This is a genomic window from Streptomyces camponoticapitis (genome assembly GCF_014646115.1).
Taxonomy (GTDB): Bacteria; Actinomycetota; Actinomycetes; order Streptomycetales; family Streptomycetaceae; genus Streptomyces; species Streptomyces camponoticapitis.
In genome coordinates this window covers 1-26,760 of the sequence record NZ_BMMV01000043.1, presented here as the reverse complement: position 1 = coordinate 26,760, position 26,760 = coordinate 1, and the positions used below count along the sequence as shown (strand labels likewise).

Genomic DNA, 26,760 nt, shown 5'->3' with positions numbered 1-26,760 from the left:
GCGAAAATCGCCGGCTGAGTGAACTCCGTACGACTCAACGCCTCCTCATCACCCCACATCACCTCACGCACCGCAGGATCAAGAACCCCACACACCTCATCGAACGCCGAGGCAAACACCGGGAACGACCCATACAACTCACGCCCCATCCCCAGACGCTGACTCCCCTGCCCCGTGAACAGAAACGCCACCTTGCCCACAGAGGTCTCACCCGTGACCGTCTCGGACCCGACGAGCACCGCGCGGTGTTCGAGTGCGGCCCGGCCGGTCGCGGCGGAGAACGCCACGTCGAGCGCGTTCCCCTCCTCCACCAGCGCGCCGTAGCGCGCGATCTGCGTCTCCAGGGCCGCCGGGCTCTTCGCCGTGACGACCACCGGCGCGACCGGCAACTCCCGCCGCTCGACCGGCTCTTCCTCGACCGGTGCGACTTCTTCGACAATGACGTGGGCGTTCGTTCCGCTGATGCCGAAGGACGACACGGCGGCGCGGCGCGGACGGCCCTCGCTGGGCCACTCGCGTGCCTCGGTCAGCAGCCGTACGTCACCGGCCTCCCAGTCGACCTGCCGTGTCGGCTCGTCGATGTGCAGCGTCTGGGGAAGCTTGCCGTGACGCATCGCCTGGACCATCTTGATGATGCCCGCGACACCCGCCGCCGCCTGCGTGTGACCGATGTTGGACTTGATCGACCCCAGCCACAACGGCTTCCCGTCGGGGCGGCCTTGGCCATAGGTGGAGAGCAGGGCCTGGGCCTCGATCGGGTCGCCCAAGGTGGTGCCCGTGCCGTGGGCCTCGACCGCGTCCACATCCGCCGCCGACAGACCCGCGTTCGCCAACGCCTGCTTGATCACACGCTGTTGGGAGGGGCCGTTGGGGGCGGTCAGACCGTTGCTGGCACCGTCCTGGTTCAGCGCACTCCCCCGCACCACCGCGAGCACCGGATGCCCCAGACGACGCGCGTCGGAGAGACGCTCGACCACGAGGACGCCCGCGCCCTCGCCCCAGCCCGTGCCGTCGGTGGAGGACGAGAAGGACTTGCAGCGCCCGTCGGCGGCCAGACCGCGCTGCTCACTGAAATCGATGAACGACTGCGGTGTTCCCATGACGGTCACGCCACCGACGAGTGCGAGTGAGCACTCGCCCGAACGCAGCGCCTGCGCCGCCCAGTGCAGGGCGACCAGCGACGACGAGCACGCCGTGTCCACGCTCACCGCGGGGCCTTCGAGGCCGAGGGTGTAGGACACCCGGCCGGAGACGATGCTTCCGCCGCCGGTACCACCGGGATAGTCGTGGTACATCACCCCGGCGTACACACCGGTCGCGCTGCCCTTCAGCGTGGTGGGAGCGATGCCCGCCCGCTCCAGCGCCTCCCACGACGTCTCAAGCAGCAGCCGCTGCTGCGGGTCCATGTCGAGCGCTTCACGCGGGCTGATGCCGAAGAAGTCCGGGTCGAAGTCGCCCGCGTCGTGCAGGAATCCGCCGTCGCGTACGTATGTCTTGCCCGGGATGCCGGGCTCGGGGTCGTAGATGTCCTCCACGCCCCAGCCACGGTCGGCGGGGAACTCCGATATCGCGTCGACGCCTTCGTCGACGAGCCGCCACAGTCCCTCGGGCGAGTCGACGCCACCTGGGTAGCGGCACGCCATCGAGACGATGGCGATCGGCTCGTCGTCCGACGCGCTCGCGACGGTCGCGGCCGGAGCCTTCTCCACCGCTCCGGACAGCTCCTCCAGGAGGTGTCCGGCCAGCACGCCGGGGGTGGGGTAGTCGAAGACGAGAGTGGCGGGCAGACGGAGTCCGGTGGCTCCGCCGAGCAGGTTCCGGAGTTCGATCGCGGTGAGCGAGTCGAATCCCAGGTCGCGGAAGGCCCGGTCGGGATCGACGGACTCGGCGCCGGCGTGCCGGAGGACCATGGCGGCCTGGGCGCGGACGAGGCCGAGGAGTTCGGCGGCGCGTTCCGCCTCGCCGAGTCCGGCGAGGCGCTGCCGCAGTACGGCGGTCGCCGACGCGTCGGTGTCGAGGACGCGGCGCGACCGCCCTCGGACGAGGCCGCGCATGATGGGCGGCGGTGTGTCGAAGGCGGCCAGGTCGAACCGGACCGGTACCAGTACGGGCTCGGCCGCACCGGTGGCGGCGTCGAGCAGGGCGAGGCCCTCCTCCGGAGCCAGGGACCGCATGCCGGCCGGGGCGAGCCCGCCCGCCATGCCTTCTCCGGCCCAGGGACCCCAGGCCAGTGACAGCGCGGGGAGTCCGTGGGCGTGCCGGTGCCGCGCGAGGCCGTCGAGGAGGGTGCTGGCCGCCGCGTAGTTGCCCTGTCCGGGGGCGCCGAGGACGCCCGCGACGGACGAGAAGAGCACGAAGGCGGTCAGCCCCATGTCGCGGGTGAGCTCGTGGAGATGCCATGCCGCGTCGGCCTTCGGGCGCAGCACTCGGTCGACGCGTTCGGGTGTCTGGGAGAGGATCACGCCGTCGTCCAGGACGCCCGCGGCGTGTACGACGCCACCGATGGTCCGGCCGTCGAGCAGTGCGGCCAGGGCGTCGCGGTCGCCGGAGTCGCACGCGACGACCTCGACTTCGGCGCCCAACTCGACGAGTTCCTGGGCTAGTTCGGAGGCTCCGGGAGCGTCGATGCCCCGGCGGCTGGTCAGCAGCAGCCGGCGGACCTCGTGGCGGGTGACCAGATGGCGGGCGACGGCGGCCCCGAGAGCACCGGTCCCGCCCGTGATCAGGACGGTGCGTGCGGTGTCCCAGACGGCGTCGGCCGGCTCGAACGGTACGCCCGCCAGTCGCGGCACCAGCGACTCGTCGCCGTGGACGCGCAGTTCGGGCTCGCCGGCCGCGACGACCCGCCGGGGCTCGACCGGGGCGTCGGTGTCGACGAGGAAGAAGTGGCCGGGGTGCTCTCCCTCGGCGGCGCGTACGAGTCCCCATACGGCGGCGTGGCCGAGGTCGGAGCCGTCGAGGGCGCCGTTGGTGACGACGACGAGGGAGGTGTCGCCCTCGACGGCCGCCTGGACAGCCTCCAGTACGCCGGTGGTCACCGCTCGTACGGCGGCCAGGGTGTCGCCGGTCGTCGGCGGGCAGTGGTGGACGCTCACCACGGTGTCGTCGGACCCGGGCCGGGCTTCGCCGGCCGGGACCCAGTCCACCCGGAAGAGGGCGTTCGCGACGCGGGCCGCAGCCGGCGAGAGGCCGTCCGCGGTGACGGGGCGCAGTGTCAGCGACCCGACCGATGCGACGGGCCGTCCCATGGCGTCGGCCAGTTCCAGGGAGACCGACTTGTCGGCCCGGACGGCGAGGCGGACCCGTGCGGCGAGGGCGCCCTCGGCGTGCAGGGTGACGTCGGACCAGGAGAACGGCAGTACCGTCGCGTCCTCGCCCGCCAGGTCGAGGACGTGCAACGCCGAGTCGAGCAGGGCGGGGTGGAGGCCGAAGCCTCCGGCGTCGACACCCTCGGGCAGGGCCGTCTCGGCGAACAGCTCGTCGCCGCGCCGCCAGGCGGCGCGCAGGCCGTGGAACGTGGGGCCGTATTCCAGCCGCTCGTAGAGCCCTTCGACGGCGAGGGGCTCGGCGTCCCGCGGCGGCCATGCCACGAGGTCGGTGGAGGGTTCGCCCGCGTCGGGCGCCAGGAACCCCTCGGCGTGCAGGACCCATTCGCGGTCGAGCGGGGCGTCGTCGGCGCGCGAGAACACGCTCACCGGGCGGAGCCCGGAAGCGTCGGGCGCGTCGACGGCGACCTGGATGTGGACGCCGCCGTGCTCGGGCAGGAACAGGGGCGCCGCGACGTTGAGTTCCTCGACCCGGTTCCAGCCCACCTGGTCCCCGGCGCGTACGGCGAGTTCCACGTACGCGGTGCCGGGCAGCAGGACGGAGCCCATCACGGTGTGGTCGGAGAGCCAGGGGTGGGCCCCGGTGGACAGCCGTCCGGTGAACACCACGCCGTCGGAGCCGGGCAGGTGCACCATCGCGCCGAGCAGCGGGTGGTCGGGCCGGTCGAGGCCGGCGGACGTGACGTCGCCGCCCAGACCGCGCTTGTCGAACCAGTAACGGGCGCGCTGGAAGGGGTAGGTGGGCAGGTCGACGCGGCGGGCGCCGCGGCCATCGAACACGCTCGTCCAGTCGACCTTCAGGCCCGCCGCCTGCAGTGCGCCGAGCGCCGTGAGGACGGCGGCGGTTCCGGATTCCTTGCGGCGCAGGGCCGGGACGAGCACGGCGGTCTCGGCGCTGGTCGTGAGGCTCTGGCGGGCCATTGCGGTGAGGATGCCGTCGGGCCCGAGTTCGACGTACCGGGTGACGCCTTCGGCTTCCAGCCGGGTCACCGCGTCGGCGAAGCGGACGGTGTCCCGGACATGGCCGACCCAGTACGCGGCGGTGGTGACATCGCCGCTCGCCATGACGGGGACGGCGGGCTCCGCGTACGTGACGCCCTCGGCGACACGGCGGAAGTCGTCCAGCATCGGGTCCATCAGCGGCGAGTGGAAGGCGTGCGAGACGGTGAGGCGGTTCGTCCTGCGCGCGCCGAGCTTCCCGACGACGGCGTCCACGGCTTCCGTGGTGCCCGAAAGCACCACGGACGTGGGGCCGTTGACGGCGGCGATACCGACACCGTCCAGGAGCAGAGGGGCGACCTCGTCCTCGGTGGCCTCGACCGCCACCATCGCACCGCCCGTCGGCAGCGCCCCCATCAGCCGCGCCCTGGCGGTGATGAGCGTGGCGGCGTCGGCAAGGGAGAACACCCCGGCCACATGGGCGGCGGCGAGCTCGCCGATCGAGTGACCGGCGACGAAGTCGGGCCGTACACCCCATGATTCGAAGAGCCGGAACAGCGCCACTTCGAGCGCGAAGATCGCGGGCTGGGTGAACTCGGTTCGGCCCAGGGTCTCTTCGTCGTTCCACATCACCTCGCGCACGGCGGGGTCGAGGAGGGCGCACACCTCGTCGAAGGCGCGGGCGAACACGGGGAACGCGGCGTGCAGGTCGCGGCCCATGCCGAGCCGCTGGCTGCCCTGCCCGGTGAAGAGGAAAGCGGTCAGTCCGGTCGTCCGCGCGGCGCCTCCGACGGGGGCGCCGTCGGCCAACGCGGTCAGCGCGCCGAGGATTTCCTCGCGGTCGCGGCCGACCACGACGGCGCGGCGGCTCAGCGCGGCGCGCGCGGTGGCGAGGGAGAAGCCCATGTCGACGGGGTCGAGGCCGGGTGTGTTCCGCAGGTGATCGGCCAACTGCCGGGCCTGGGCCCGCAGGGCGGTCTCCGTGCCGGCCGACAGCGCCAGCGGCACGGGCACGTCCGAGGACGGCCGCGGTGCGGCGGGCTCGGACCGGGACTCGGGGTCGGCCTCCGCCTGCTCGATGATCACGTGGGCGTTGGTGCCGCTGACGCCGAACGAGGACACCGCGGCGCGGCGCGGCCGGTCGGCGTCGGGCCAGGCCCGGGACTCGGTGAGGAGGCGGACGTTGCCGGCTTCCCAGTCCACCTGCGGCGACGCCTCGTCGGCGTGCAGTGTCTTCGGCAGTGTGCCGCGACGGATGGCCTCGACCATCTTGATGACACCGGCGACTCCGGCGGCGGCCTGGGTGTGGCCGATGTTCGACTTGATCGATCCGAGCCACAGCGGCTCTTCGCGGTTCTGTCCGTACGTGGCGAGAAGCGCCTGTGCCTCGATGGGGTCGCCGAGGGAGGTGCCGGTGCCGTGGCCCTCCATGACGTCGACGTCGGCGGGGGTCAGTCCGGCGGCGGTGAGCGCCTGCTGGATGACACGGCGCTGGGAGGGCCCGTTGGGCGCGCTGAAGCCGTTGGACGCGCCGTCCTGGTTGACGGCCGTGCCGCGCACGACGGCCAGTACGGGGTGCCCGTTGCGGCGCGCGTCGGACAGCGTCTCCAGGAGCAGGACGCCCGCGCCCTCGGCCCAGCCGGTGCCGTCGGCCTCGGCGGCGAAGGAGCGGCAGCGGCCGTCGGCGGAGAGCCCGCGCTGCTCGCTGAACTCGATGAATGTCTCGGGTGTGGCCATGACGCTGACGCCACCGGCCAGTGCCAGGGTGCACTCCCCCGAGCGCAGTGCCTGCGAGGCCCACTGGAGCGCGACGAGCGAGGACGAGCAGGCCGTGTCGACGGTGACCGCCGGGCCCTCCAGGCCGAGGGTGTAGGCGACGCGACCGGAGACCAGGCTGCCGTCGCTGCTGGTGATGCCGTAGTCGTGGTACATCGCGCCGGCGAAGACACCGGTGCGGCTGCCACGCAGGGACGCCGGGTCTAGCCCGGCCCGTTCCATCGACTCCCAGGTGATCTCCAGCAGAAGCCGCTGCTGGGGGTCCATGGTGAGGGCCTCACGCGGGCTGATCCCGAAGAACTCGGGGTCGAACTGGGCCGCGTCGTGCAGGAATCCGCCCTCGCGCGCGTACGTCTTGCCGGGCTTTCCGGGCTCGGGGTCGTACAGCGCGCTCATGTCCCAGCCACGGTCGCCGGGGAACGGTCCGATGGCGTCACGGCCCTCGTCGACCAGCTCCCACAGCTCCTCCGGGGAACCGACGCCGCCGGGGAACCGGCAGGCCATGCCGATGATCGCGATGGGCTCGGTGGCCACGCTCGCGGCGGCGCGCAGGCTCTCGTTGTCCTGTCGCAGCCGCTCGTTCTCGACGAGCGAGCCGCGCAGCGCCTCGACGATCTCCTCGACCTGGGCGTCCATCTACGTCTCAGCCTCCGCTCACCGTTGTGGTCTGCGCGTCGCGTGCGCCGACCGTGTCAAGAAATGAGCCGAGCACCTCGTAGAACCGTTCCGGCTCCTCGAAGTGCGGGGCGTGGCTGGAGTCTTCGAAGATCTCCCAGCGGGCGTCCGGTATCAGTTCCTCGAAGGGGCGCACCGTGACCGGGGTGGCCTCGTCGTAACGGCCCGACAGGACGAGGGTGGGCACGTCGATGCTGGGCAGATGGTCGATGACCGACCAGTCGCGCAGGCTGCCGATGACATGGAACTCGTTGGGACCGTTCATCGTGCGGTAGACCGTCGGGTCGCTGACGGCCTCCATGTACGAGGCCATGAGCTCACCGGGCCACGGCTGGACGCGGCAGACGTGCCGGGCGTAGAAGACCAGCATCGCCTCGATGTACTCGTCGCTGTCGGTGGTGCCGGCGGCCTCGTGCTTGCGCAGTGTGTCGTCGACGCCCGGTGGCAGCTGGGAGCGCAGTACGTCCATCTCGGAGAGCCACAGCGGGTAGGAGGCCGGTGAGTTGGCGATGACCAGGCCGCGCAGCCCGGCGGGGCGGGCCGAGGCGTGCCAGGCGGCCAGCATCCCGCCCCACGACTGTCCGAACAGGACGTAGTCGTCGGCGATGCCGAGCCGGGTCAGCAGATTCTCCAGCTCGTCCCGGAACAGCTGCGGGGTCCAGAAACCGGGGTCGGCGTCCGGCAGATGGGTCGAGCCGCCGTTGCCGAGCTGGTCGTAGTGGACCACCGTCCAGCCGTGTTCGGCGTAGACGGACAGACCGTTCAGGTAGTCGTGGGTGGAGCCGGGGCCTCCGTGCACGACGACGAGGGCGGGGCGGCCCGCTCCGGTCTCTCCGGTGACGCGGTACCAGGTCTTGAACTCCCGGAAGGGAACAGTTCCCTTGGCCGTGGGCGTGGACGCCATTTCTCAACCACCTAATTTCGGGACGTACTCGGCAGGTGCCGCGTCCCCGCACGCGGCGTGCACTTCTTCCGGGGGTTCTGACGTCGGCCACGGCTCAGTCGAGCGTCTCCAGCCACTCCTCGATGGCTCGGGCGGTCGCCGGGGCGTGCTCCTGTCCGAGAGAGAAGTGGTTGCCTTCGACGGTGCGCAGGGTGTGCTCGGTATCCCAGGGCTGGGCCCGCATCTCGGCCACGTCGACGCCCTCCGGGGGCTGCACGAACGGTTCGGACGCCTGGACGAAGAGGGTGGGCGCGGCGAGCCGTACGGGGTCGAAGCCCGCCAGCACCTGGAAGTAGTAGGGCATCGCGGACAGCCGGGCCGTGTCGAAACTGCCGACCGTCGTCTCGACGGTGAGCAGCTCGCCCATGAGATGGCCGAAGCCGACGTTCATGGCGGTGTCCTCGACACGGAAGGTGTCGATGAGGACGAGCCCGGCGGGCGGGACGCCGACCGTCTCCTCCAGGTGGCGCGCGAGGACGTGGCCGATGATGCCGCCGGAGGAGTAGCCGAGCAGGACGTACGGATCGCCGTCCGCCGCCGCGAGTACGGCCTCGCCGAGGACCTGTGACAGCACCTCGACGGACTGGGGCAGCGGCTCGCCCCGCTGGAATCCGGGCAGGGCCAGCGCGGACACGGGCCGGACGTCCCGGAATTCGGAGCCGAGTCGGGCGTGCTGGTGCACGCCGCCGCCGGCCATGGGGGTGGAGAGACAGATGAGGCGGGGGCGGCGCGCCCCGTCGGCGAGTTGGACGGTCTTCGGGGGGCGGCCGAGTTCGGCGGGCGTGGTGAACTTGGGCCGCAGCGCCGCGACCGCCGAGGCCAGTGCCAGCGCTCCTGCCGAGTCACCGGCCCGCACAGCGCCCCGGAACAGCTCGGTCACGGTCTCGTCCTGGCCGGGCGACGGCTCGTCGGACGCGTCCGGGCGGGTGAGACCCGACTCCATCTCGTCCACGAGGAGACGGGCGAGGTTGGACGGGTTCTTGCTGTCGAACACGGCCATCGTGGGCAGCTTCACCCCGGTCGCGGCGCTCAGCGCGGTGCGCAGTTCCATCGCGGTGAGCGAGTCGAAGCCGGACTCCAGGAAGTCGCGCGCGGGGTCGACCGCCTCGGGGCCGGAGTGTCCGAGGACGGAGGCCGCGAGGTTCAGCACCAGGTCGCTCAGGGCCCGTTCGCGCTGGTCGGCGGGCATCGCCGCCAGTTCGTGGCGCAGCGCGGCCGGGTCGGCGGTCGCCGCGCGGCGGCGGGTGGACGGGACCAGGCCGCGCAGTACGGCGGGCACCTCGCCGCCGGCGCCGCTGCGCAGCACCCGCAGGTCCAGGCTCATCGGTACGAGCGCGGGCTCCGGCCTGGTGGCGGCGGCGTCGAACAGGGCAAGTCCCTCGGGCGACGTCAGCGCGGGCATGCCCTGGCGGCGCAGCCGCTGGAGGTCCGCCTCGCCGAGCCCGCCGGCCATGCCGCCGGTGTCGGCCCACAGCCCCCAGGCGAGGGACCGGGCGGGCAGCCCCTCGTCGTGGCGGCGCTGGGCGAGAGCGTCGAGGAAGGTGTTGGCCGCCGCGTAGTTGCCCTGGCCGGGCGAGCCGAACACGCCCGCGGCCGACGAGAACAGGACGAAGGCGCCGAGTTCCTGGCCGCGGGTGAGGTCGTGCAGGTTCAGCGCGCCGTCCACCTTCGGCCGCAGCACCTGTTCGAGACCGTGCGGCGTCAGATTGGCGATCATGCTGTCGGCCAGCACGCCGGCGGTGTGCACGACCGCGCCGAGGGTGCGGCCGGTCAGCAGCGTCTCCAGGGCGTCCCGGTCGGCAACGTCGCAGGCGGCGATCTCGGCCGTCGCGCCGAGGGCCGCCAGCTCCTGCCGGAATTCGGCCGCGCCGTTCGCCTGGACACCGCGGCGGCTGGTCAGCAGCAGATCCCGGACGCCGTGCTCGGTGACCAGGTGGCGGGCGACGAGTGCGCCGAGTCCGCCCGTACCGCCGGTGATCAGCACCGTTCCGGGCCGGCTCCAGGGTGACTCCCCGTCGGACGGACCGTCGGAAGCCCCCGCGGTGGCGGCCGCCGCCGGGACGCGTGCCAGCCGGGGAACCAGGATCTCCTCGTCCTGGACGCGCAGGTCCGCCTCGCCCGACGCAACGGCCCGGGCGATGGTCTCCGGGTCGTCGCTGTCGGTGTCGAGCAGCGCGAACCGCTCGGGGTCCTCGGAGTGGGCGGCGCGGACCAGGCCCCAGGCGGCGGCGTGCGCGAGATCGTCGCCCCCGTGTGTCACCACCATGAGCCTGCTGTCGGCGAACCGTTCGTCCCCGAGCCAGGTCTGGAGGGCCGTGAGCGTGTTCCCGGTGACCGTCCTGACGTCCTCGGCGATCCGGCCGGTGCCGGCGGGGAGGATCAGGGCGACGGTCGCGGGCACCCGGCCGGTGAGCTCCGTCAGGTCCTCGACCGTCGTCCAGTCGGCCTCGGCGGCGGAGACCGCGGCCGAGGAGGCCGCGGCAGGTGTCCACGCGAGGTGGAAGAGGGAGTCGCCGGGCCCGGCGGTCGCCGGTGCGAGCTGTTCGGCCGAGACCTCCCGGGAGATCAGGGACCCCACGGTCGCGACGGGACGCCCCTGCGTGTCGGCGACGTGGATGGTCGTCCCGCCGTCGTCGTTGGGGGTGAACCGGACGCGCGCGGCGGTGGCGCCGAAGGCGTGCAGCCGGACGCCCTTCCAGGCGAACGGCAGCGAGGTGGCGTCGTCCTCGCCCGCGCTCAGGATCACCGCGTGCAGGGCGGAGTCGAGCAGGGCCGGGTGGAGCACGAACCGTTCCGCGTCGGTCGCCTCCTCCGCGAGCGCCACCTCGGCGAAGATCTCGCCGCCGACCCGCCAGGCGGCCTTGAGCGCCTGGAAGGCCGGGCCGTACGCGTAACCGAGCTCCCGGAACCGCTCGTACGCGCCCTCGGTGGTGATCCTCGCCGTCTCCTCCGGCGGCCACCGGGTCAGGTCGAACGACGCCGGTACGGCGGAGTCCTCGGTCGCCAGGGCCCCTTCCGCGTGCAGGACCCAGGGCGCGTCCCCGTCGGCGTCCTCGGCGAGCGAGTGGATCGTGAGGGGGCGCCGCCCCGGTTCGCCGGCCGGCTCACCGACCGTCAGCCGAAGCCATACGCCTCCTGTTTCGGGCAGGGCGAGCGGCGCGTGGAGCGTCAACTCGTCGAGGACTCCGTGGCCGACCTGGTCTCCCGCGCGCACGGCCAGTTCGACGAAGGCGGTACCGGGCAGCAGCGTCGCGCCCAGGACCTCGTGGTCCGCCAGCCAGGGGTGGGTGTCCGTGGACAGCCGCCCGGTGAAGACGACGGTGTCCGAGCCGGGCACGGCGATCTCGGCGCTCAGCAGGGGATGGTCGAGCGCGGTGAGGCCCATGGAGGCCGCGTTGCCGCCTCCGGTCACGGGCTCCGAGAGCCAGTAGCGGCCGCGCTGGAAGGAGTAGGTGGGCAGATCGACCCGGCGTGCCCGGCGGCCCGCGAAGAGGGCCGTCCAGTCGGGAGAGGCGCCGGTGGTGTGCAGGTGCGCGACCGCCGTCAACAGCGTTCCGGCCTCGGACCGTTCGCGGCGCAGGGCGGCGGCCGTGACGGCGTCGGGTGCTGTCTGCCGGGCCATGGAGGTCAGGGCGCCGTCGGGGCCGATCTCCAGGAAGCGCGTCACGCCCTCGTCCTGGAGGCGGCGTACGTCGTCGGCGAACCGGACGGCGTCGCGTACGTGCCGTACCCAGTACTCGGCGGACGCCATGTCCTTCACCAGCCGGATGCGCGGCCGGTCGTAGGTGACGCTCTCCGCGACCTTCCGGAAGTCGTCCAGCATCGGTTCCATCAGCGGCGAGTGGAACGCGTGCGAGACGCTCAGGCGGCTCGTCCTGCGGTCGGTGAAGTGCTCGGTGACCGCCGTCACCGCGGACTCGGCGCCCGAGACGACCACCGATGTGGGGCTGTTGACGGCGGCGATCCCCACCTCGTCGGTGAGCAGCGGGGCGACTTCCTCCTCCGTGGCCTCGACGGCCACCATCGCACCGCCCGCCGGCAGCGCCTGCATCAGCCGTCCGCGCTCGGCGACCAGCCGCGCCGCGTCCCCCAGACCGATTACGCCCGCGACATGGGCCGCGGCCAGCTCACCGATGGAGTGCCCGGCCAGATAGTCGGGCTTGATCCCCCAGGACTCGACCAGTCGGAAGAGGGCGACTTCGAGGGCGAAGATCGCTGGCTGTGCGGACTCCGTACGGTGGAGCGCCGCCTCGTCGCTCCACATCACGTCCTTGAGCGGCAGGCCCGTGGCCTCGCACACCTCGTCGAACGCGGCCGCGAAGGCCGGGAATGTGTCGTACAACTCCCTTCCCATGCCGAGGCGTTGGCTGCCCTGGCCGGTGAAGAGGAACGCCACCTTGCCCTCGCGGCGCTTGCCCGTGACGACGGACGGCGACGAGGTTCCCCCGGCGAGCGCGGTGAGTCCGCCGAGGAGGGCGGTGCGGTCCTCGGCGACGATCGCCGCACGGTGTTCGAGGGCGGCGCGGCCGGTGGCGAGGGACAGGCCCACATCGGCGGGCGCCAGCTCCGGCCGCTCCCGCAGGTAGGAGTGGAGTCGTTCGGCCTGTGCGCCCAGTGCCTGTTCGGTCCTGGCCGACAGGGTCCACAGGACCGGTCCCCGGACGGCCGGGGCCTGCGGCGCCTCCTCCTCCTCCTCGACGGGCGGCGCCTCCTCGATGATGACGTGGGCGTTGGTGCCGCTGATGCCGAAGGACGAGACGCCCGCGCGGCGCGGGTGTTCCTGGTCGGGCCACTCCCGTGTCTCGGTGAGCAGCCTGACGTCACCCGTCTCCCAGTCCACCTGGGGCGTCGGCTCGTCCACGTGCAGCGTCGGCGGCATGACGCCGTGCCGGATCGCCTCGACCACCTTGATGATGCCGGCCACACCCGCGGCGGCCTGCGTGTGACCGATGTTCGACTTGATGGAGCCCAGCCAGAGCGGCCGGTCGTCGGGGCGGTCCTGCCCGTAGGTGGCGAGCAGCGCCTGGGCCTCGATCGGGTCGCCGAGTGTCGTGCCGGTGCCGTGGCCCTCGATCAGGTCGACGCCGTCGGCGGATATCCGGGCGTTGGCCAGCGCCTGCTTGATGACACGCTGCTGGGACGGCCCGTTGGGGGCCGTCATGCCGTTGCTCGCGCCGTCCTGGTTGATCGCCGTGCCGCGCACCACTCCGAGTACGGGGTGGCCGTTGCGCCGCGCGTCCGACAGCCGCTCCACAAGGATCATGCCGACGCCCTCGCCCCAGCCGGTGCCGTCGGCGGCGGCCGCGTACGACTTGCAGCGGCCGTCGGTCGCCAGCCCGCGCTGGTGGCTGAACTCGATGAAGGTCTCGGGCGTCGCCATCACCGTGACACCGCCGGCCAGGGCGAGGGTGCACTCCCCCGACCGCAGCGCCTGGACCGCCCAGTGCAGCGCGACCAGCGAGGACGAGCAGGCCGTGTCGATCGTCACCGCCGGACCCTCCAGGCCCAGCGTGTACGCGACCCGGCCGGAGGCGATGGCGCCCGTGCTGCTGTTGTACGTGTAGTCGTGGTACATCATTCCGGCGAAGACACCGGTCGGGCTGCCCTTGAGCGTCGTCGGGTCGATCCCCGCGCGCTCCAGCACCTCCCAGGACGCCTCCAGCAGCAGCCGCTGCTGCGGGTCCATGACCATCGCCTCGTTCGGCGCGATCCCGAAGAAGGCGGGATCGAACTCGGCGGCGTCGTACAGGAATCCGCCTTCACGCGAGTACGTCTTGCCGGGCTTGCCGGGCTCGGGGTCGTAGATGCCCGCCTCGTCCCAGCCGCGGTCGGTGGGGAACCGCGAGACGGCGTCCGTCCCGTCGGCGACCAGCCGCCACAGCTCCTCGGGCGAGGTCGCGCCGGGGTAGCGGCAGCTCATCGCCACGATCGCGATCGGTTCGCGGGAGGCGGCCTGCAGGGCGCGGTTGCGCGTGCGCAGGCTCTCGGACTCCTTGAGCGACGCGCGCAGCGCCGCCACGAGCTTCTGGTCGGTGTCGGCCATCGTGTCCTCAGACTTCCCGCGTCGCTTCGTCCAGATCGGTGTCCTGCAGCGCCATGCTGATCAGGGCTTCGGCGTCCATCGCGTCGATCGACTCCTCCTCCGGCACGGCCGGGGCCGTCCCTGGGGCGGCGCCGACGCCGGCGAGTTCGAGCAGGGCGTCCATGAGTCCCGCGTCGTGCAGCTTGCTGAGCGGTATCGACCCGAGGAGGCGGCGGACCGTCTCGTCGTCGGTGCCCGCCCCGTCGCCGTCGGGCGCCAGTTCCGCGGCGATGTGCTCGGCGAGCACCCGGGCGGTGGGGTGGTCGAAGATCATCGTGGCGGGCAGGCGGAGTCCGGCGGCGGCGTTGAGGGTGTTGCGGAACTCGACGGCTCCCAGGGAGTCGAACCCCAGGTCGCCGAAGGCCCGCTCGGGTTCGACGGCCTCCGGCCCCGCGTGGCCCAGCACGGCCGCCGCGTGGGTGCGGACGAGGTCGAGGACTTCGTCGTACCGCTCGTCGGCGGGCAGCGCCGCCAGGCGCTGCCGCAGCGCGGCGGCCCCGCCCGCGTGGTCCGCCGAGACGACACGCCGTGACGTGCCGCGTATCAGGCCGCGCAGGATCGGCGGTACGTCGGCCGCGTTCATGGACCTGGTGTCCAGGCTCATGGGGACCAGCGCCGGGGTGGCCAACGCGCCCGCCACATCGAGGAGTTCGAGACCCTGCTCGGGCGAGAGTCCCGCGAGGCCCGAGCGGTCGATGCGCTGCCGGTCCGCGTCGGCCAGTTCACCGGCCATGCCGGAGTCGGTCGTCCACAGGCCCCAGGCGAGCGACTGGGCGGCGAGCCCGTTGGCGCGGCGGTGCGCGGCGAGGGCGTCCAGATAGGCGTTGGCCGCCGCGTAGTTGCCCTGTCCCGGTGTGCCGATGACGCCGGCCGCGGAGGAGAACAGGACGAACGCGCCCAGGTCCATGTCCCGGGTCAGCTCGTGCAGATTCAGGGCGGCCAGGGCCTTCGGAGCCACGACCCTGTCCAGGCGCCCGGGTGTCAGCGAGGCGATCACACCGTCGTCCAGGACACCGGCCGCGTGTACGACGCCGGTGAGGGAGCGTCCGGCGAGCAGCGCGGCCAGCGCGTCGCGGTCGGCGACGTCGCAGGCGGCGACCTCGACCTCGGCCCCCAGCCCGCCGAGTTCCCTCATCAGCTCGGTCGTCCCCGGGGCGTCCAGGCCCCGGCGGCTGGTCAGCAGCAGCCGGCGTACGCCGTGCGCGGTGACCAGGTGGCGTGCGACCAGTCCGCCGAGGGCGCCGGAGGCGCCCGTGATCAGTACCTCGTCGCCGAAGACCGACGACGGCTCGGACTCGGCGACCGACGCGGCCCGCAGCCGGGGGACGTAGACCTTCCCGTCCCGGACGGCCACCTGGGGCTCTCCGGCCGCCAGGGCCAGGGCGATGTCCGCCTTGTCGTCCTCACCGGCCACGTCGACCAGGACGAACCGGTCCGGCTCCTCCGACTGGGCGCTGCGCACCAGGCCCCACGCGGCGGCGCCGGCCAGGTCGGTGACGTCCTCACCGGCCACGGACACCGCGCCGCGCGTGACCACCGCGAGGGTGTCGGTCTCCGCCTGGACGGCCTTGAGGAGCGGGTGCAGGGTGGAGAGCACGTCGTCGCCCTCGGTCCGCCACACCTTCATGTCCCGGGCGGCGTCCTCGCGTACGGCGACGGGCGTCCACTCGACCTGGAAGAGCGAGTCGACGCGGGTGAGCGAACCGGCGGCCATCGGACGCAGGGTCAGCGCGTCGATGGAGACGACCGGCTGCCCGGCGCCGTCCACGGCGTGGATGGCCACCCGGTCCTGGCCCGAGGGCGTCATCCGGACCCGGAGCGCGGTGGCGCCGGAGGCGTGCAGTTCCACTCCGGCCCAGGAGAACGGCAGCACGACGCGGTCGTCCTCCGACAGCAGCGGGACCGTGTGCAGGGCCGAGTCCAGCAGTGCCGGGTGGATCCCGAAGCGGTCGGCCGCCGCGGACAGCGCGATCTCGGCGTACACCTCCTGGCCGTCGCGCCAGGCGGCCTTCAGGCCCTGGAACGCCGGCCCGTACTCGATTCCGGCCTCGGCCAGGCTCTCGTACAGTCCCGCCGGGTCGACGGGCTCCGCGCCGGGCGGCGGCCACTGGGTCATCGCCGCGGCCGGGGCTCCGGCGGCCGGGGCCAGGGTTCCGGCGGCGTGCCGGGCCCAGGGCAGATGGAGTTCGTCCGCGCCGCGGGCGTAGATCTCGACCGGCCGGCGGCCGGCTCCGTCGTCCTCGCCGACGACGATCTGTACGGCCGTGGCGGTGTGTTCGGTGAGGACCAGGGGTGCCTCGAGGTTGAGATCCTCGATCCGGCCGAGTCCGACCTCGTCGCCCGCGCGGACGGCCAGTTCGACAAAGCCCGTACCGGGGAAGAGCAGGGTTCCCGCGACCGCGTGTTCGGCGAGCCACGGCTGCGAGCCGAGCGACAGACGCCCGGTCAGTACGGTGCGGTCCGCGCCCGCGATCGCGACCGCCTGGTCCAGCAGCGGGTGGTCGGACGCGTCCGCGCCGCGCCCGGACTCGATCCAGAAAGACTGGCGCTGGAAGGGGTAGGTGGGCAGTTCGACCCGGCGCGCCCCGCGCCCGTCGAAGACGGCGTTCCAGTCGACCCGGACTCCGGCGGCGAACAGCCGGCCCACGGCGGTGAAGAGGGTCTCCGTGCCGGGGTGGTCGCGGCGCTGGGTGGCCGCGGCCGTGCCGTCGACGCTCCCCCGCACCATCGCGGTGAGCACGCTGTCCGGTCCGATCTCCAGGAACCGGTTGACGCCCTGGTCCTGGAGGTGACGCACGTCGTCGGCGAAACGCACCGCCTCGCGCACATGGCGTACCCAGTAGTCGGCCGACGCGACGTCCTTGGTCAGCTGGATCACGGGCTCGCGGTACGTGACGCTCTCCGCGACCTTCCGGAACTCCTGAAGCATCGGGTCCATCAGCGGCGAGTGGAAGGCGTGCGACACCTTCAGCCGGGTCGACTTGCGGTCGGCGAAGTGCTCTCCGATCCCGGCGACGGCCGCCTCGGTGCCCGAAACGACCACGGAGTCAGGGGTGTTGATCGCCGCGATGCTCACCTGTTCGCCGAGAAGCGGTGCGACTTCCTCCTCGGTGGCCCGGATCGCCAGCATCGCCCCGCCGGACGGGAGTTCCTGGATCAGCCGTCCGCGCGCGGTGATCAGGCGGGCGGCGTCCTCCAGTCCGAACACCCCGGCGACGTGCGCCGCCGCCAGTTCACCGATGGAGTGGCCGGTCATGAGGTCCGGCCTGATGCCCCAGGACTCCACGAGGCGGAAGAGGGCGACCTGGAGGGCGAAGATCGCGGGCTGGGTGAACTCGGTGCGGCCCAGGGCCTCTTCGTCGCTCCACATGACCTCGCGCACGGCGGGGTCGAGAAGGGCGCACACCTCGTCGAAGGCCGCGGCGAAGACGGGGAACGTGTCGTACAGCTCCTGGCCCATCCCGGCCCACTGGCTGCCCTGTCCGGTGAACAGGAACGCCAGCCTGCCCTCGGTGACGGAGTCGATCACGGTCTCGGAGCCGACGCGTACGGCGCGGTGTTCCAGAGCGGCGCGGCCGGTCGCGGCGGAGTACGCCACGTCCAGCTCATCGGCGTCGAGGGAGGTGATCCGGTCGAGCTGGGTCTGGAGCGCCGTTCGTGTCCGGGCGGACAGCACCAGGGGTACGACGGGCAACTCCCGCCGCTCGACGGGCTCTTCCTCGGCCGGTGCGGCCTCCTCGATGATGACGTGGGCGTTGGTGCCGCTGATGCCGAAGGAGGACACCCCGGCGCGGCGCGGGCGGCCGTCGTTCGGCCACTCCCTCGACTCGGTGAGCAGTTGTACGTCGCCGGCCTCCCAGTCCACCTGGGGTGTCGGCTCGTCCACGTGCAGCGTCCGGGGAAGCCTGGCGTGGCGCATCGCCTCGACCATCTTGATGATGCCCGCGACGCCGGCCGCGGCCTGTGCGTGTCCGATGTTCGACTTGATGGAGCCCAGCCAGAGCGGCCGGTCGTCGGGGCGGCCCTGGCCGTAGGTGGCGAGCAGCGCCTGGGCCTCGATCGGGTCACCGAGGGTGGTTCCCGTGCCGTGCGCCTCGACGGTGTCCACATCGGCTCCGGCGAGTCCCGCGTTGGCCAGCGCCTGCTTGATCACTCGTTGCTGGGACGGGCCGTTGGGGGCGGTCAGACCGTTGCTCGCGCCGTCCTGGTTGGTCGCCGTGCCGCGTACGAGGGCCAGCACCGGGTGCCCGTTGCGGCGGGCGTCCGACAGGCGCTCCACCAGGAGCATGCCGACGCCCTCGCTCCAGCTCGCGCCGTCCGCGGCGGCGGCGAAGGACTTGCAGCGGCCGTCGGTGGCCAGGCCCCGCTGCTCGCTGAACTCGACGAAGTTGTCGGGCGCGGCCATCACCGTGACGCCGCCGGCCAGGGCGAGCGTGCACTCGCCCGACCGCAGGGCCTGGGCCGCCAGGTGCAGCGCGACCAGGGAGGACGAGCAGGCGGTGTCGACGGTCACCGCGGGGCCTTCCAGCCCCAGGGTGTAGGAGACGCGTCCGGAGGCGATGGCGCCGGTGCTGCTGTTGTGGGTGTAGTCGTGGTACATCATTCCGGCGAACACACCGGTCGGGCTGCCCTTGAGTGTGGTGGGGTCGATCCCGGCGCGCTCCAGCGCCTCCCAGGACGCCTCCAGCAGGAGCCGCTGCTGCGGGTCCATGACCAGGGCCTCGTTCGGGGCGATCCCGAAGAAGCCGGGGTCGAACTCGGCGGCGTCGTAGAGGAATCCGCCCTTGTCGACGTAGCTGGTGCGGGGGCGGGTGCCTGTGGGGTCGTAGATCCGCTCCAGGTTCCAGCCCCGGTCGGTGGGGAAGTCTGAGATCGCGTCCGTGCCGCTGTCGACCAGGTGCCACAGGTCCTCGGGCGAGGTCACGCCTCCGGGGTAGCGGCAGGCCATGGCGACGATCGCGATCGGGTCGTCGCCGACCGGGGTCGCGACGGAGGCGACGCGGGTCTCGTGCACCGTTCCCGAGACCTCGTCGAGCAGATGGCGCGCGAGGACGGTCGGGTTCGGGTAGTCGAAGACCAGCGTGACCGGAAGGCGCAGGCCGGTCGACTGGCCGAGCCCGTTGCGCAGTTCCATCGCCGCGAGCGAGTCGACGCCCAGATCGCGGAAGGCCCGCTCCGGGTCGACGGCGTGCGGTCCGGCGTAGCCGAGTGTGGTGGCGGCCTGCGCGCGGACCAGATTCAGCAGCAGGTCGAGGCGCTGGTCCTCGGAGAGCCCGGCGAGCCGCTCACGGAGCCCGTCCGCGTCGGCGCGGGTGCGGGCGGTGCCACGGGTGACGACCGGTATCAGACCGCGCAGCAGGTCCGGTACGGAGCCGCTCGCGCGGACGGAGGGCAGGTCGAGCTTGACGGGGACGAGCGCGGCGGGTTCGGCCGCCCGCGCGGCCGCGTCGAAGAGCGCCAGACCCTCGCTGTGGGACAGCGAGAGGATGCCGCCGCGTTCGATGCGGGACTTGTCGGTGTCCGTCAGCGTCCCGGCCATGCCGGTGCTGGTCTGCCACACGCCCCAGGCGAGGGACTGGGCGGGAAGGCCGGCCGCGCGGCGGTGCTCGGCCAGGGCGTCCAGGTAGGCGTTGGCCGCCGCGTAGTTGCCCTGCCCCGGCGAGCCGATCACACCGGCCGCGGAGGAGAACAGGACGAAGGCGCTCAGGTCCATGTCGCGGGTCAGCTCGTGCAGATACAGGGCCGCGTCCACCTTCGGGCGCATCACCCGGTCCACCCGCTCGGGCGTCAGCGAACCGATCACACCGTCGTCCAGGACACCGGCGGCGTGTACGACGCCGGTGAGCGAGCGCCCGGCAAGCAGCGCCGCCAGCGCGTCGCGGTCGCCGACGTCGCAGGCGGCGACCTCGACCTGGGCCCCCAGGCCGGTCAGCTCCTCGACCAGTTCGGCCGCGCCGGGCGTCTCCACGCCCCGGCGGCCGGTCAGCAGCAGCCGTGACACGCCGTACTCGGTGACGAGATGCCGGGCCATCAGTGCGCCCAGGACTCCCACGCCACCGGTGATCAGCACCTCGTCGCCGAACGCCGGCGCCGGCTCGTCCCCGGTCTCCGGCGCCGCGCCCACGCGGGCCAGACGGGGCGCATGGGCGACGCCCTCGCGCAGGACCACACGGGGCTCGCCGGTCGAAAGTGCCGCCGCGAGCACGGGGTTGTCCGCGCCTTCGGCGCCGTCGCCGTCCAGGTCGATCAGGAAGAACCGGTCGGGGTCCTCGGTCTGGGCGGTGCGGACCAGGCCCCAGACAGCCGCGGCGGCCAGATCACCGACGTCACCGCCGTTCACGGAGACCGCGCCGCGCGTGACGACCACCAGGCGGGACTCGGCGGACTGCAGCGCCTCCAGGGTCAGGTTCACCGCCGTGCGCACGTCGAGTCCGCCGGGGAGGCGGAACACCTCGGCGCCGGTGGGCGGTTCGGCCTGCGTCGCGCCGGTGGGGACCGGGGTGAGGGCGACGTGGTACAGCGATTCCGTACGGGGCTTGGTCTTGACGTCCGTGAGGGGCCGCAGCACCAGGGAGTCGACCGTCGCGACGGGACGGCCGGTCGCGTCGGCGATCGCCAGGGCCGCCACACCATCCTGCACGGCGGTGATGCGTACGCGCAGCGCGTTCGCGCCGGAGGCGTGCAGTTCCACTCCCGACCAGGCGAACGGCAGCATGGCCGAGTCACCGGTTCCGGCCGGGGAGAGTCCGATGGCGTGCAGGCCCGCGTCGAAGAGGGCCGGGTGCAGACCGAAGGCGTCCGCCTTGGCGTCGTCGGGCAGGGCGATGTCGGCGAACACCTCGTCGCCGGACCGCCAGGCCGCGCGCAGACCGCGGAAGGTCGGCCCGTACGCCAGGCCCATGCCGACCAACTCCTCGTAGAGAGTGTCGACATCGAGGTCCAGCGGCTCGGCCCCGGGCGGAGGCCACTCGGTCAGGTCGCTTCCGCCGGCCGAGGTGCTCGCGGTGAGCAGACCGGTGGCATGCCTGTTCCAGGGCAGGTCCGTCGCGTCCTGGTCACGGGAGTACACCTGGACCTCGCGGCGGCCCGCGTCGTCCGCCGCTCCGACGACGACCTGCACGGCGACGCCGCCGCGCTCGGCGAGGACCAGCGGGGCCTCGATCGTCAGCTCCTCGACGCGGCCGCAGCCCACCTCGTCGCCGGCCCGTACCACCAGCTCCACGAATCCGGTGCCGGGGAAGAGGATCGATCCCTCGACGACATGGTCCGTGAGCCAGGGCAGTGACCCGGTCGACAGCCGTCCGGTGAGCACCACCTCGTCCGAGCCCGCGAGCATGACCATGGCACCCAGCAGCGGGTGGCCCAGGGAGCCCAGGCCCATGGACGCGGCGTCGGCGTTCGCGATCTCGTCGGTCAGCCAGAAACGGCGGTGCTGGAAGGCGTACGCCGGAACCTCGGCCTGTCCGGCGCCGGTTCCCTCGAACACCTTCTCCCAGTCGACGCCCACACCGTGGGTGTGGGCCTGGGCCAGCACGGTCAGCAGCCGGTCGAGGCCGCCGTCGTTGCGGCGCAGTGTGCCGATCGTGGTCTGTTCCATGCTCGGGGCCAGCACCGGATGCGGACTGGCCTCGATGAACACCCCCACGCCCTGCTCGGTCAGATTGCGGATGGTCTGGTCGAACTCCACGGTCTGCCGCAGATTCCGGTACCAGTACCCGGCGTCCAGTCCGGTGGTGTCCAGCAGTCCGCCGGTCACGGTGGAGTAGAAGGGGATCTGAGCGGCGCGGGGCTCGATGGGTGCCAGCACGTCGAGCAGTTCCCGCTCGATGCGCTCGACCTGCGCCGAGTGCGAGGCGTAGTCCACCTGGATCCGGCGGGCCCGCACACCGTCCGCCTCGCAGGAGGCGATCAGTTCGTCCAGCGCCTCGACCTCGCCCGAGACCACGGTCGAGGTACCGCCGTTGACGACCGCGATGCCCGTGCGGGTGCCCCAGCGGGAGATCAGCCGCTCGGTCTCCTCCCGGGGGAGGGCGACCGACACCATTCCGCCCTGGCCGGACAGTGCCAGCAGCGCCTTGCTCCGCAGCGCCACGACCCGGGCGCCGTCCTCCAGCGAGAGCGCTCCGGCCACGCTCGCCGCGGCGATCTCACCCTGAGAGTGACCGACCACACCGACGGGCTCGACGCCGTAGTGCCGCCACAGACCCGCGAGCGACACCATGACCGCCCACAGGACGGGCTGCACCACGTCGACGCGCTCCAGCAGCGCCTCGTCGCCGAGCGCCTCGCTCAACGACCAGTCCACGAAAGGCGCCAGCGCCTTCTCGCACGCGGCCATCCGGTCCGCGAAGACGGGGGACGACCCCATCAGCTCGACGGCCATGCCCACCCACTGGGACCCCTGGCCGGGGAACACCATGACCGCGCCGGTCCCGGGCCGGGCCGTCGCCACTGGTGCCTCACCCCGCACCAGGGCTTCGAGCCCCTGGGCGAAACCCTCTTGGTCGGGAGCCAGCACGGCGGCCCGGTACTCGTACGCCGCGCGCTGTGTGGCCAGCGACAAGCCGACGTCCAGCGGTCTGGCGTCCGGCACCGCGTCGCGCAGCCGCTCGGCGTAGGCGCGTACGGCGGCCTCGGTCTTCCCCGAGATCAGCCAGGGCACGACGGGCAGTTCAAGGTCCTGCCGCCGCTCCGGCGCGGGATCGCCCGGCGCGTCCCCGGCCGGTACGCCGCCGACGCGCGGGGCCTCCTCCAGGACGACATGCGCGTTCGTACCACTGGCCCCGAACGACGACACGGCGGCGCGGCGCGGGCCGTCGCCCTCCGGCCAGTCCTGGGTCTCGGTGAGCAGCCGTACGTTCCCGGCCGTCCAGTCAACCTGGTTGGTCGGCTCGTCCACGTGCAGCGTCTTGGGCAGTGTGCCGTGACGGAGCGCCTGGACCATCTTGATGACGCCGGCGACACCCGCCGCGGCCTGCGTGTGACCGATGTTCGACTTCACCGAGCCCAGCCAGAGCGGCCGGTCGTCGGCGCGGTCCTGCCCGTAGGTCGCCAGGAGCGCCTGAGCCTCGATCGGGTCACCCAGGGTGGTGGCCGTGCCGTGCGCCTCCACGACGTCGACGTCGGCCGTCGTCAGGTCCGCGTTGGCCAGGGCCGCCTGGATCACCCGGCGCTGGGAGGGACCGTTCGGCGCGGTGATGCCGTTGCTGGCGCCGTCCTGGTTGACGGCGCTGCCGCGTACGACCGCGAGAATCGGGTGGCCGTTGCGGCGGGCGTCCGACAGCCGCTCCACCACGAGCATGCCGACGCCCTCGCCCCAGCCGGTGCCGTCGGCCGACGCGGCGAACGCCCGGCAGCGGCCGTCCGTCGACAGACCGCGCTGGCGGCTGAACTCCACAAAGGTGACCGGGGTCGACATGACCGTCACACCGCCGGCCAGCGCGAGGGAGCACTCCCCGCTGCGCAGAGCCTTGACGGCCATGTCGAGGGCGACCAGCGAGGACGAGCAGGCGGTGTCGACCGTGACCGCGGGGCCCTCAAGACCCATGGTGTAGGCGACACGGCCGGAGACCAGCGCACCGGTCACACTGCTGCTCGGATAGTCGTGGTAGACGAGCCCGGCGAACACACCGGTGGAACTGCCCTTCAGCGAGGGCGGGTCGATACCGGCCCGCTCCACCGCCTCCCAGGACGTCTCCAGCAGCAGCCGCTGCTGCGGGTCCATCGCGATCGCCTCAAGAGGGCTGATGCCGAAGAACTCGGGGTCGAAGTCACCGGCGCCCTCAAGGAAGCTGCCCTTGTTGACATAGCTGGTGTCCTCGCTCGTGCCGTCCGGGTCGTACAGCCTGTCCAGGTCCCAGCCCCGGTCGGTGGGGAACTCCCCCACCGTGTCCAGGCCGTCGGCGACCAGGTTCCACAGGCCTTCCGGCGAGGCCGCGCCACCGGGGAAACGGCATGCCATTCCCACGATCGCGATCGGCTCCCGCTCCCGGTCCTCCACCTCACGCAGACGGCGCCGAGTCTGCTGCAACTCGCCGGTGGCAAGCCGCAGATACTCGCGAAGCCGGTCGTCGTTGGAGTCCTTCGACATCGTCATCAACCAATCCGTGAAAGTTCACAAAGCAGAGAGGCGGGAGCCGTCAGGACAGTCCCAGTTCCTTGTTCAGCACCGCGAACAACTCGTCATCGGATTCGGCCTCCAGGCCGCCGACGGGCTCGTCCGCCACCCCGCTCCGGGCGTCCCGCGCCCGCCGCGACATGGCTTCGAGCCGGGCCGTCACCTTGGCGTGGGCCTCACCGTCGTCCGACGCCAGCTCGGTCAGAACGCCTTCGAGCCGGTTCAGTTCGGCCAGCAGCGAGGCCGCCCGATCGGCTTCGGCCGGCCGCAGCCCCTCGTGCACGAGCTCGGCGATGGCCAGGGGGGTCGGGTAGTCGAAGGCCAGGGTCGGGGGCAGGGACAGCCCCGTCTCGGTGTTGAGCGCGTTGCGCAGTTCGACGGCGCCCAGGGAGGTGAGGCCGAGTTCGTTGAAGGCGCGGTCCGGCGGCACCTCGTCGCCACCACCGTGTCCGAGCACCTGGGCGACATGGCCCCGGACCAGTTCCAGGAGGAACTTCTCGCGCTCCGGTACGGACATGTCGGACAGCCGCTCCCACGACGCCCGGCCGACCGGCGCGCGACGGTTCTGTACGCGTACGAGTCCACCGAACATCGCGGGCAGCGCGCCCGTCTCGGCGTGGGACCGCATCAGCGCCAGGTCGAAGCGGACCGGCAGTGACATCGCCGGGCGTCCGGGCAGGGTCGCCGCGTCCAGCAGCGCCAGCCCTTCCTCCGGCGACAGCGGCGGCATTCCCGTACGCCGCAGACGCGCCAGTTCGGCGTCGTCCAGGCGGTCGGCCATGCCCCCGACCTCGATCCAGGGTCCCCAGCCGAGGGTCACCGCGGGCAGGCCCTTGGCGGCCCGGTGCCGGGCGAGCGCGTCCAGCCAGGCGTTCGCCGCCGCGTAGTTGGCCTGTCCGGCGCCACCGAGCGTGCCGGCGACGGACGAGAAGATCACGAAGGACGAGAGGTCGTGGTCCTGGGTGAGTTCGTGCAGATACCAGGCGGCGTCGACCTTCGGCCGCATGACCGTGTCGAGCCGCTCGGGCGTCAGTGCCCCGATGAGCCCGTCGTCCAGCACACCGGCGGAGTGGACCACGCCCGTCAGGGGCCGTTCGGCCAACAGGGCGGCCAGGGCGTCCCGGTCGGTCACGTCGCAGGTGACGACCTCCACCTCGGCGCCAGATCCGGTCAGTTCCGCGACCAGTGCGGCCGCGCCCGGCGTGTCCATGCCCCGTCGGCTGGTGAGCAGCAGGCTCTTCGCGCCGTGCCGCGCGGCCAAGTGCCGTGCGGCGAGGGCGCCGAGACCGTTCAGACCACCGGTGATCAGGATCGTGCCGTGCGAGCCCCACGAGGGAACACGCCCGTCGACCGCGGGAACGCGGGCCAGCCTGGGTACCCGGATCTCACCGTTCCGCACGGCGATCTCGGGCTCGGCGAGGCGCAGCACCTCAGCGGGAAGTTCGGCGTCGGCGTCCAGGTCCACGAGGACGAACCGGCCCGGGTGCTCCGACTCGGCCGCGCGCACCAGGCCCCACACCGAGGCGTGCCCGAGGTCGCTGCCGTCGGTCGCGCCACGCGTGACGACCACGAGCTTGGAGGTCGCGGCCTGTTCGTCGTTCAGCCACCGCTGGAGGACGGGGAGCACCTCATGCGTGATCGCCCGGAAGCCTTCCGGTGCGGACTCCTTGACCGGCGGGCACTCGTAGACCACATGCGCGGCTGCCTCCGCCGCGGCGGGTGCCGGGGCGGCGACCCACTCGACGTGGAAGAGGGATTCGCGGCCGCCGGTGTGCGCGCGTACCTCGTCCGTGGAGATGGCGCGTGTCTCGACCGACTCCACCGACAGGACAGGAAGCCCCTGCTCGTCGACGCGTACGGAGGCTCCGCGCCACACATGGGCGAGGACCGGCTCACCGGCGGGGAGGGCGTCTGAGTGGAGTCCGGCGGCGCGTGAGGCGGCTTCGAGCAGCGCGGCGTACGTCGCGTCGTCGCGGGTCCAGGAGCCCACGCCCGCCCCGTCGGCCCCGTCGGCCCCGTCGGCCCCGGAGGTCAGTACGCCGGTGGCGTGTTTCACCCAGGCCGCCTGCTCGTCGCGGCGCGAGTACACGCCGAAGGACCCGGCGTCGTCGACCATGACGCGCAGCGTCAAGTCGTCCTCGGTGCCGGCCATGACGAGCGGCGCGTCCAGGGCCAGTTCTTCGACACGACCGCGGTCCGTGTGCTCGGCGAGGGTGAGCGCCAGCTCCAGGAACACCTCGCCGGGCACCACCACCGCGCCGAAGGCGTCGTGGTCGCTGAGCCAGGGGTGGGTGTCGAGGGAGAGACGCCCGGTGAAGACCATGCCGCCCGTGTCGGGGAGAACGATCCCCGAGCTGAGGAAGGGGTGGTCCACCGCGTCGGCACCGGCGAAGGTGTTCGGCTGGTCGACGACCCAGTAGCGCTTGCGCTGGAAGGGATACGTCGGCAGGTCCACCCGGCGGGCACCACGACCGTCGAACACCCTGTCCCAGTCCACCGGCACACCCGCCGCGAACAGACGCCCCACACCCGCGAAGAGACTCTCCACCTCGGGACGGTCCCGACGCAGCGTCGCCGCCAGCGTCCCCTCCACGCTCTGACCCGCCATCGCCGTCAGCACACCGTCCGGCCCGATCTCCAGGAACCGCGACACACCCCCGGCCCCCACCTCACGCACATCGTCCGCGAACCGCACCGCACCACGCACATGCGCCACCCAGTAGTCCGCCGACGCCACATCCCGCACCAGACGAATCACCGGCTCGCTGTACGTGACGCTCTCCGCGACCTTCCGGAAATCGTCCAGCATCGGATCCATCAACGGCGAATGAAACGCGTGCGACACCGTCAGACGGCTCCGCTTACGGTCCGTGAAATACTCCGCGACCGCCTCCACCTCATC

The 26,760-nt window shown here is 72.5% G+C and carries 5 protein-coding genes; all 5 read right to left on the bottom strand.

Annotation, left to right across the window (positions count from 1 at the left end; translation table 11 throughout):
- On the bottom strand, positions 1 to 6,614 hold a 6,614-nt coding region (locus tag IEY79_RS36200), incomplete at its 3' end, for an SDR family NAD(P)-dependent oxidoreductase (protein ID WP_444544911.1).
- 70 nt (positions 6,615 to 6,684) lie between these two features.
- Positions 6,685 to 7,620 (bottom strand): proline iminopeptidase-family hydrolase, encoded by a 936-nt coding sequence (locus tag IEY79_RS36195; RefSeq protein WP_189111911.1) that lies wholly within the window; start codon positions 7,618 to 7,620, stop codon positions 6,685 to 6,687.
- Positions 7,621 to 7,714: 94 nt separating this feature from the next.
- Positions 7,715 to 13,678: a type I polyketide synthase gene (locus tag IEY79_RS36190; protein WP_444544910.1), complete on the bottom strand. Its 5,964-nt coding sequence runs from the start codon at positions 13,676 to 13,678 to the stop codon at positions 7,715 to 7,717.
- Positions 13,679 to 13,709: 31 nt separating this feature from the next.
- Positions 13,710 to 23,837: a type I polyketide synthase gene (locus tag IEY79_RS36185; protein ID WP_229701425.1), complete on the bottom strand. Its 10,128-nt coding sequence runs from the start codon at positions 23,835 to 23,837 to the stop codon at positions 13,710 to 13,712.
- A gap of 43 nt (positions 23,838 to 23,880) precedes the next feature.
- Positions 23,881 to 26,760: type I polyketide synthase (locus IEY79_RS36180; RefSeq protein WP_189111909.1), on the bottom strand; the 2,880-nt coding region annotated here is incomplete at its 5' end.

Excerpts from the sequence above, each read along its gene's own strand:
- IEY79_RS36195 (WP_189111911.1), bottom strand. The coding sequence starts at position 7,620 with ATGGCGTCCACGCCCACGGCCAAGGGAACTGTTCCCTTCCGGGAGTTC.
- IEY79_RS36185 (WP_229701425.1), bottom strand. The coding sequence starts at position 23,837 with ATGACGATGTCGAAGGACTCCAACGACGACCGGCTTCGCGAGTATCTG.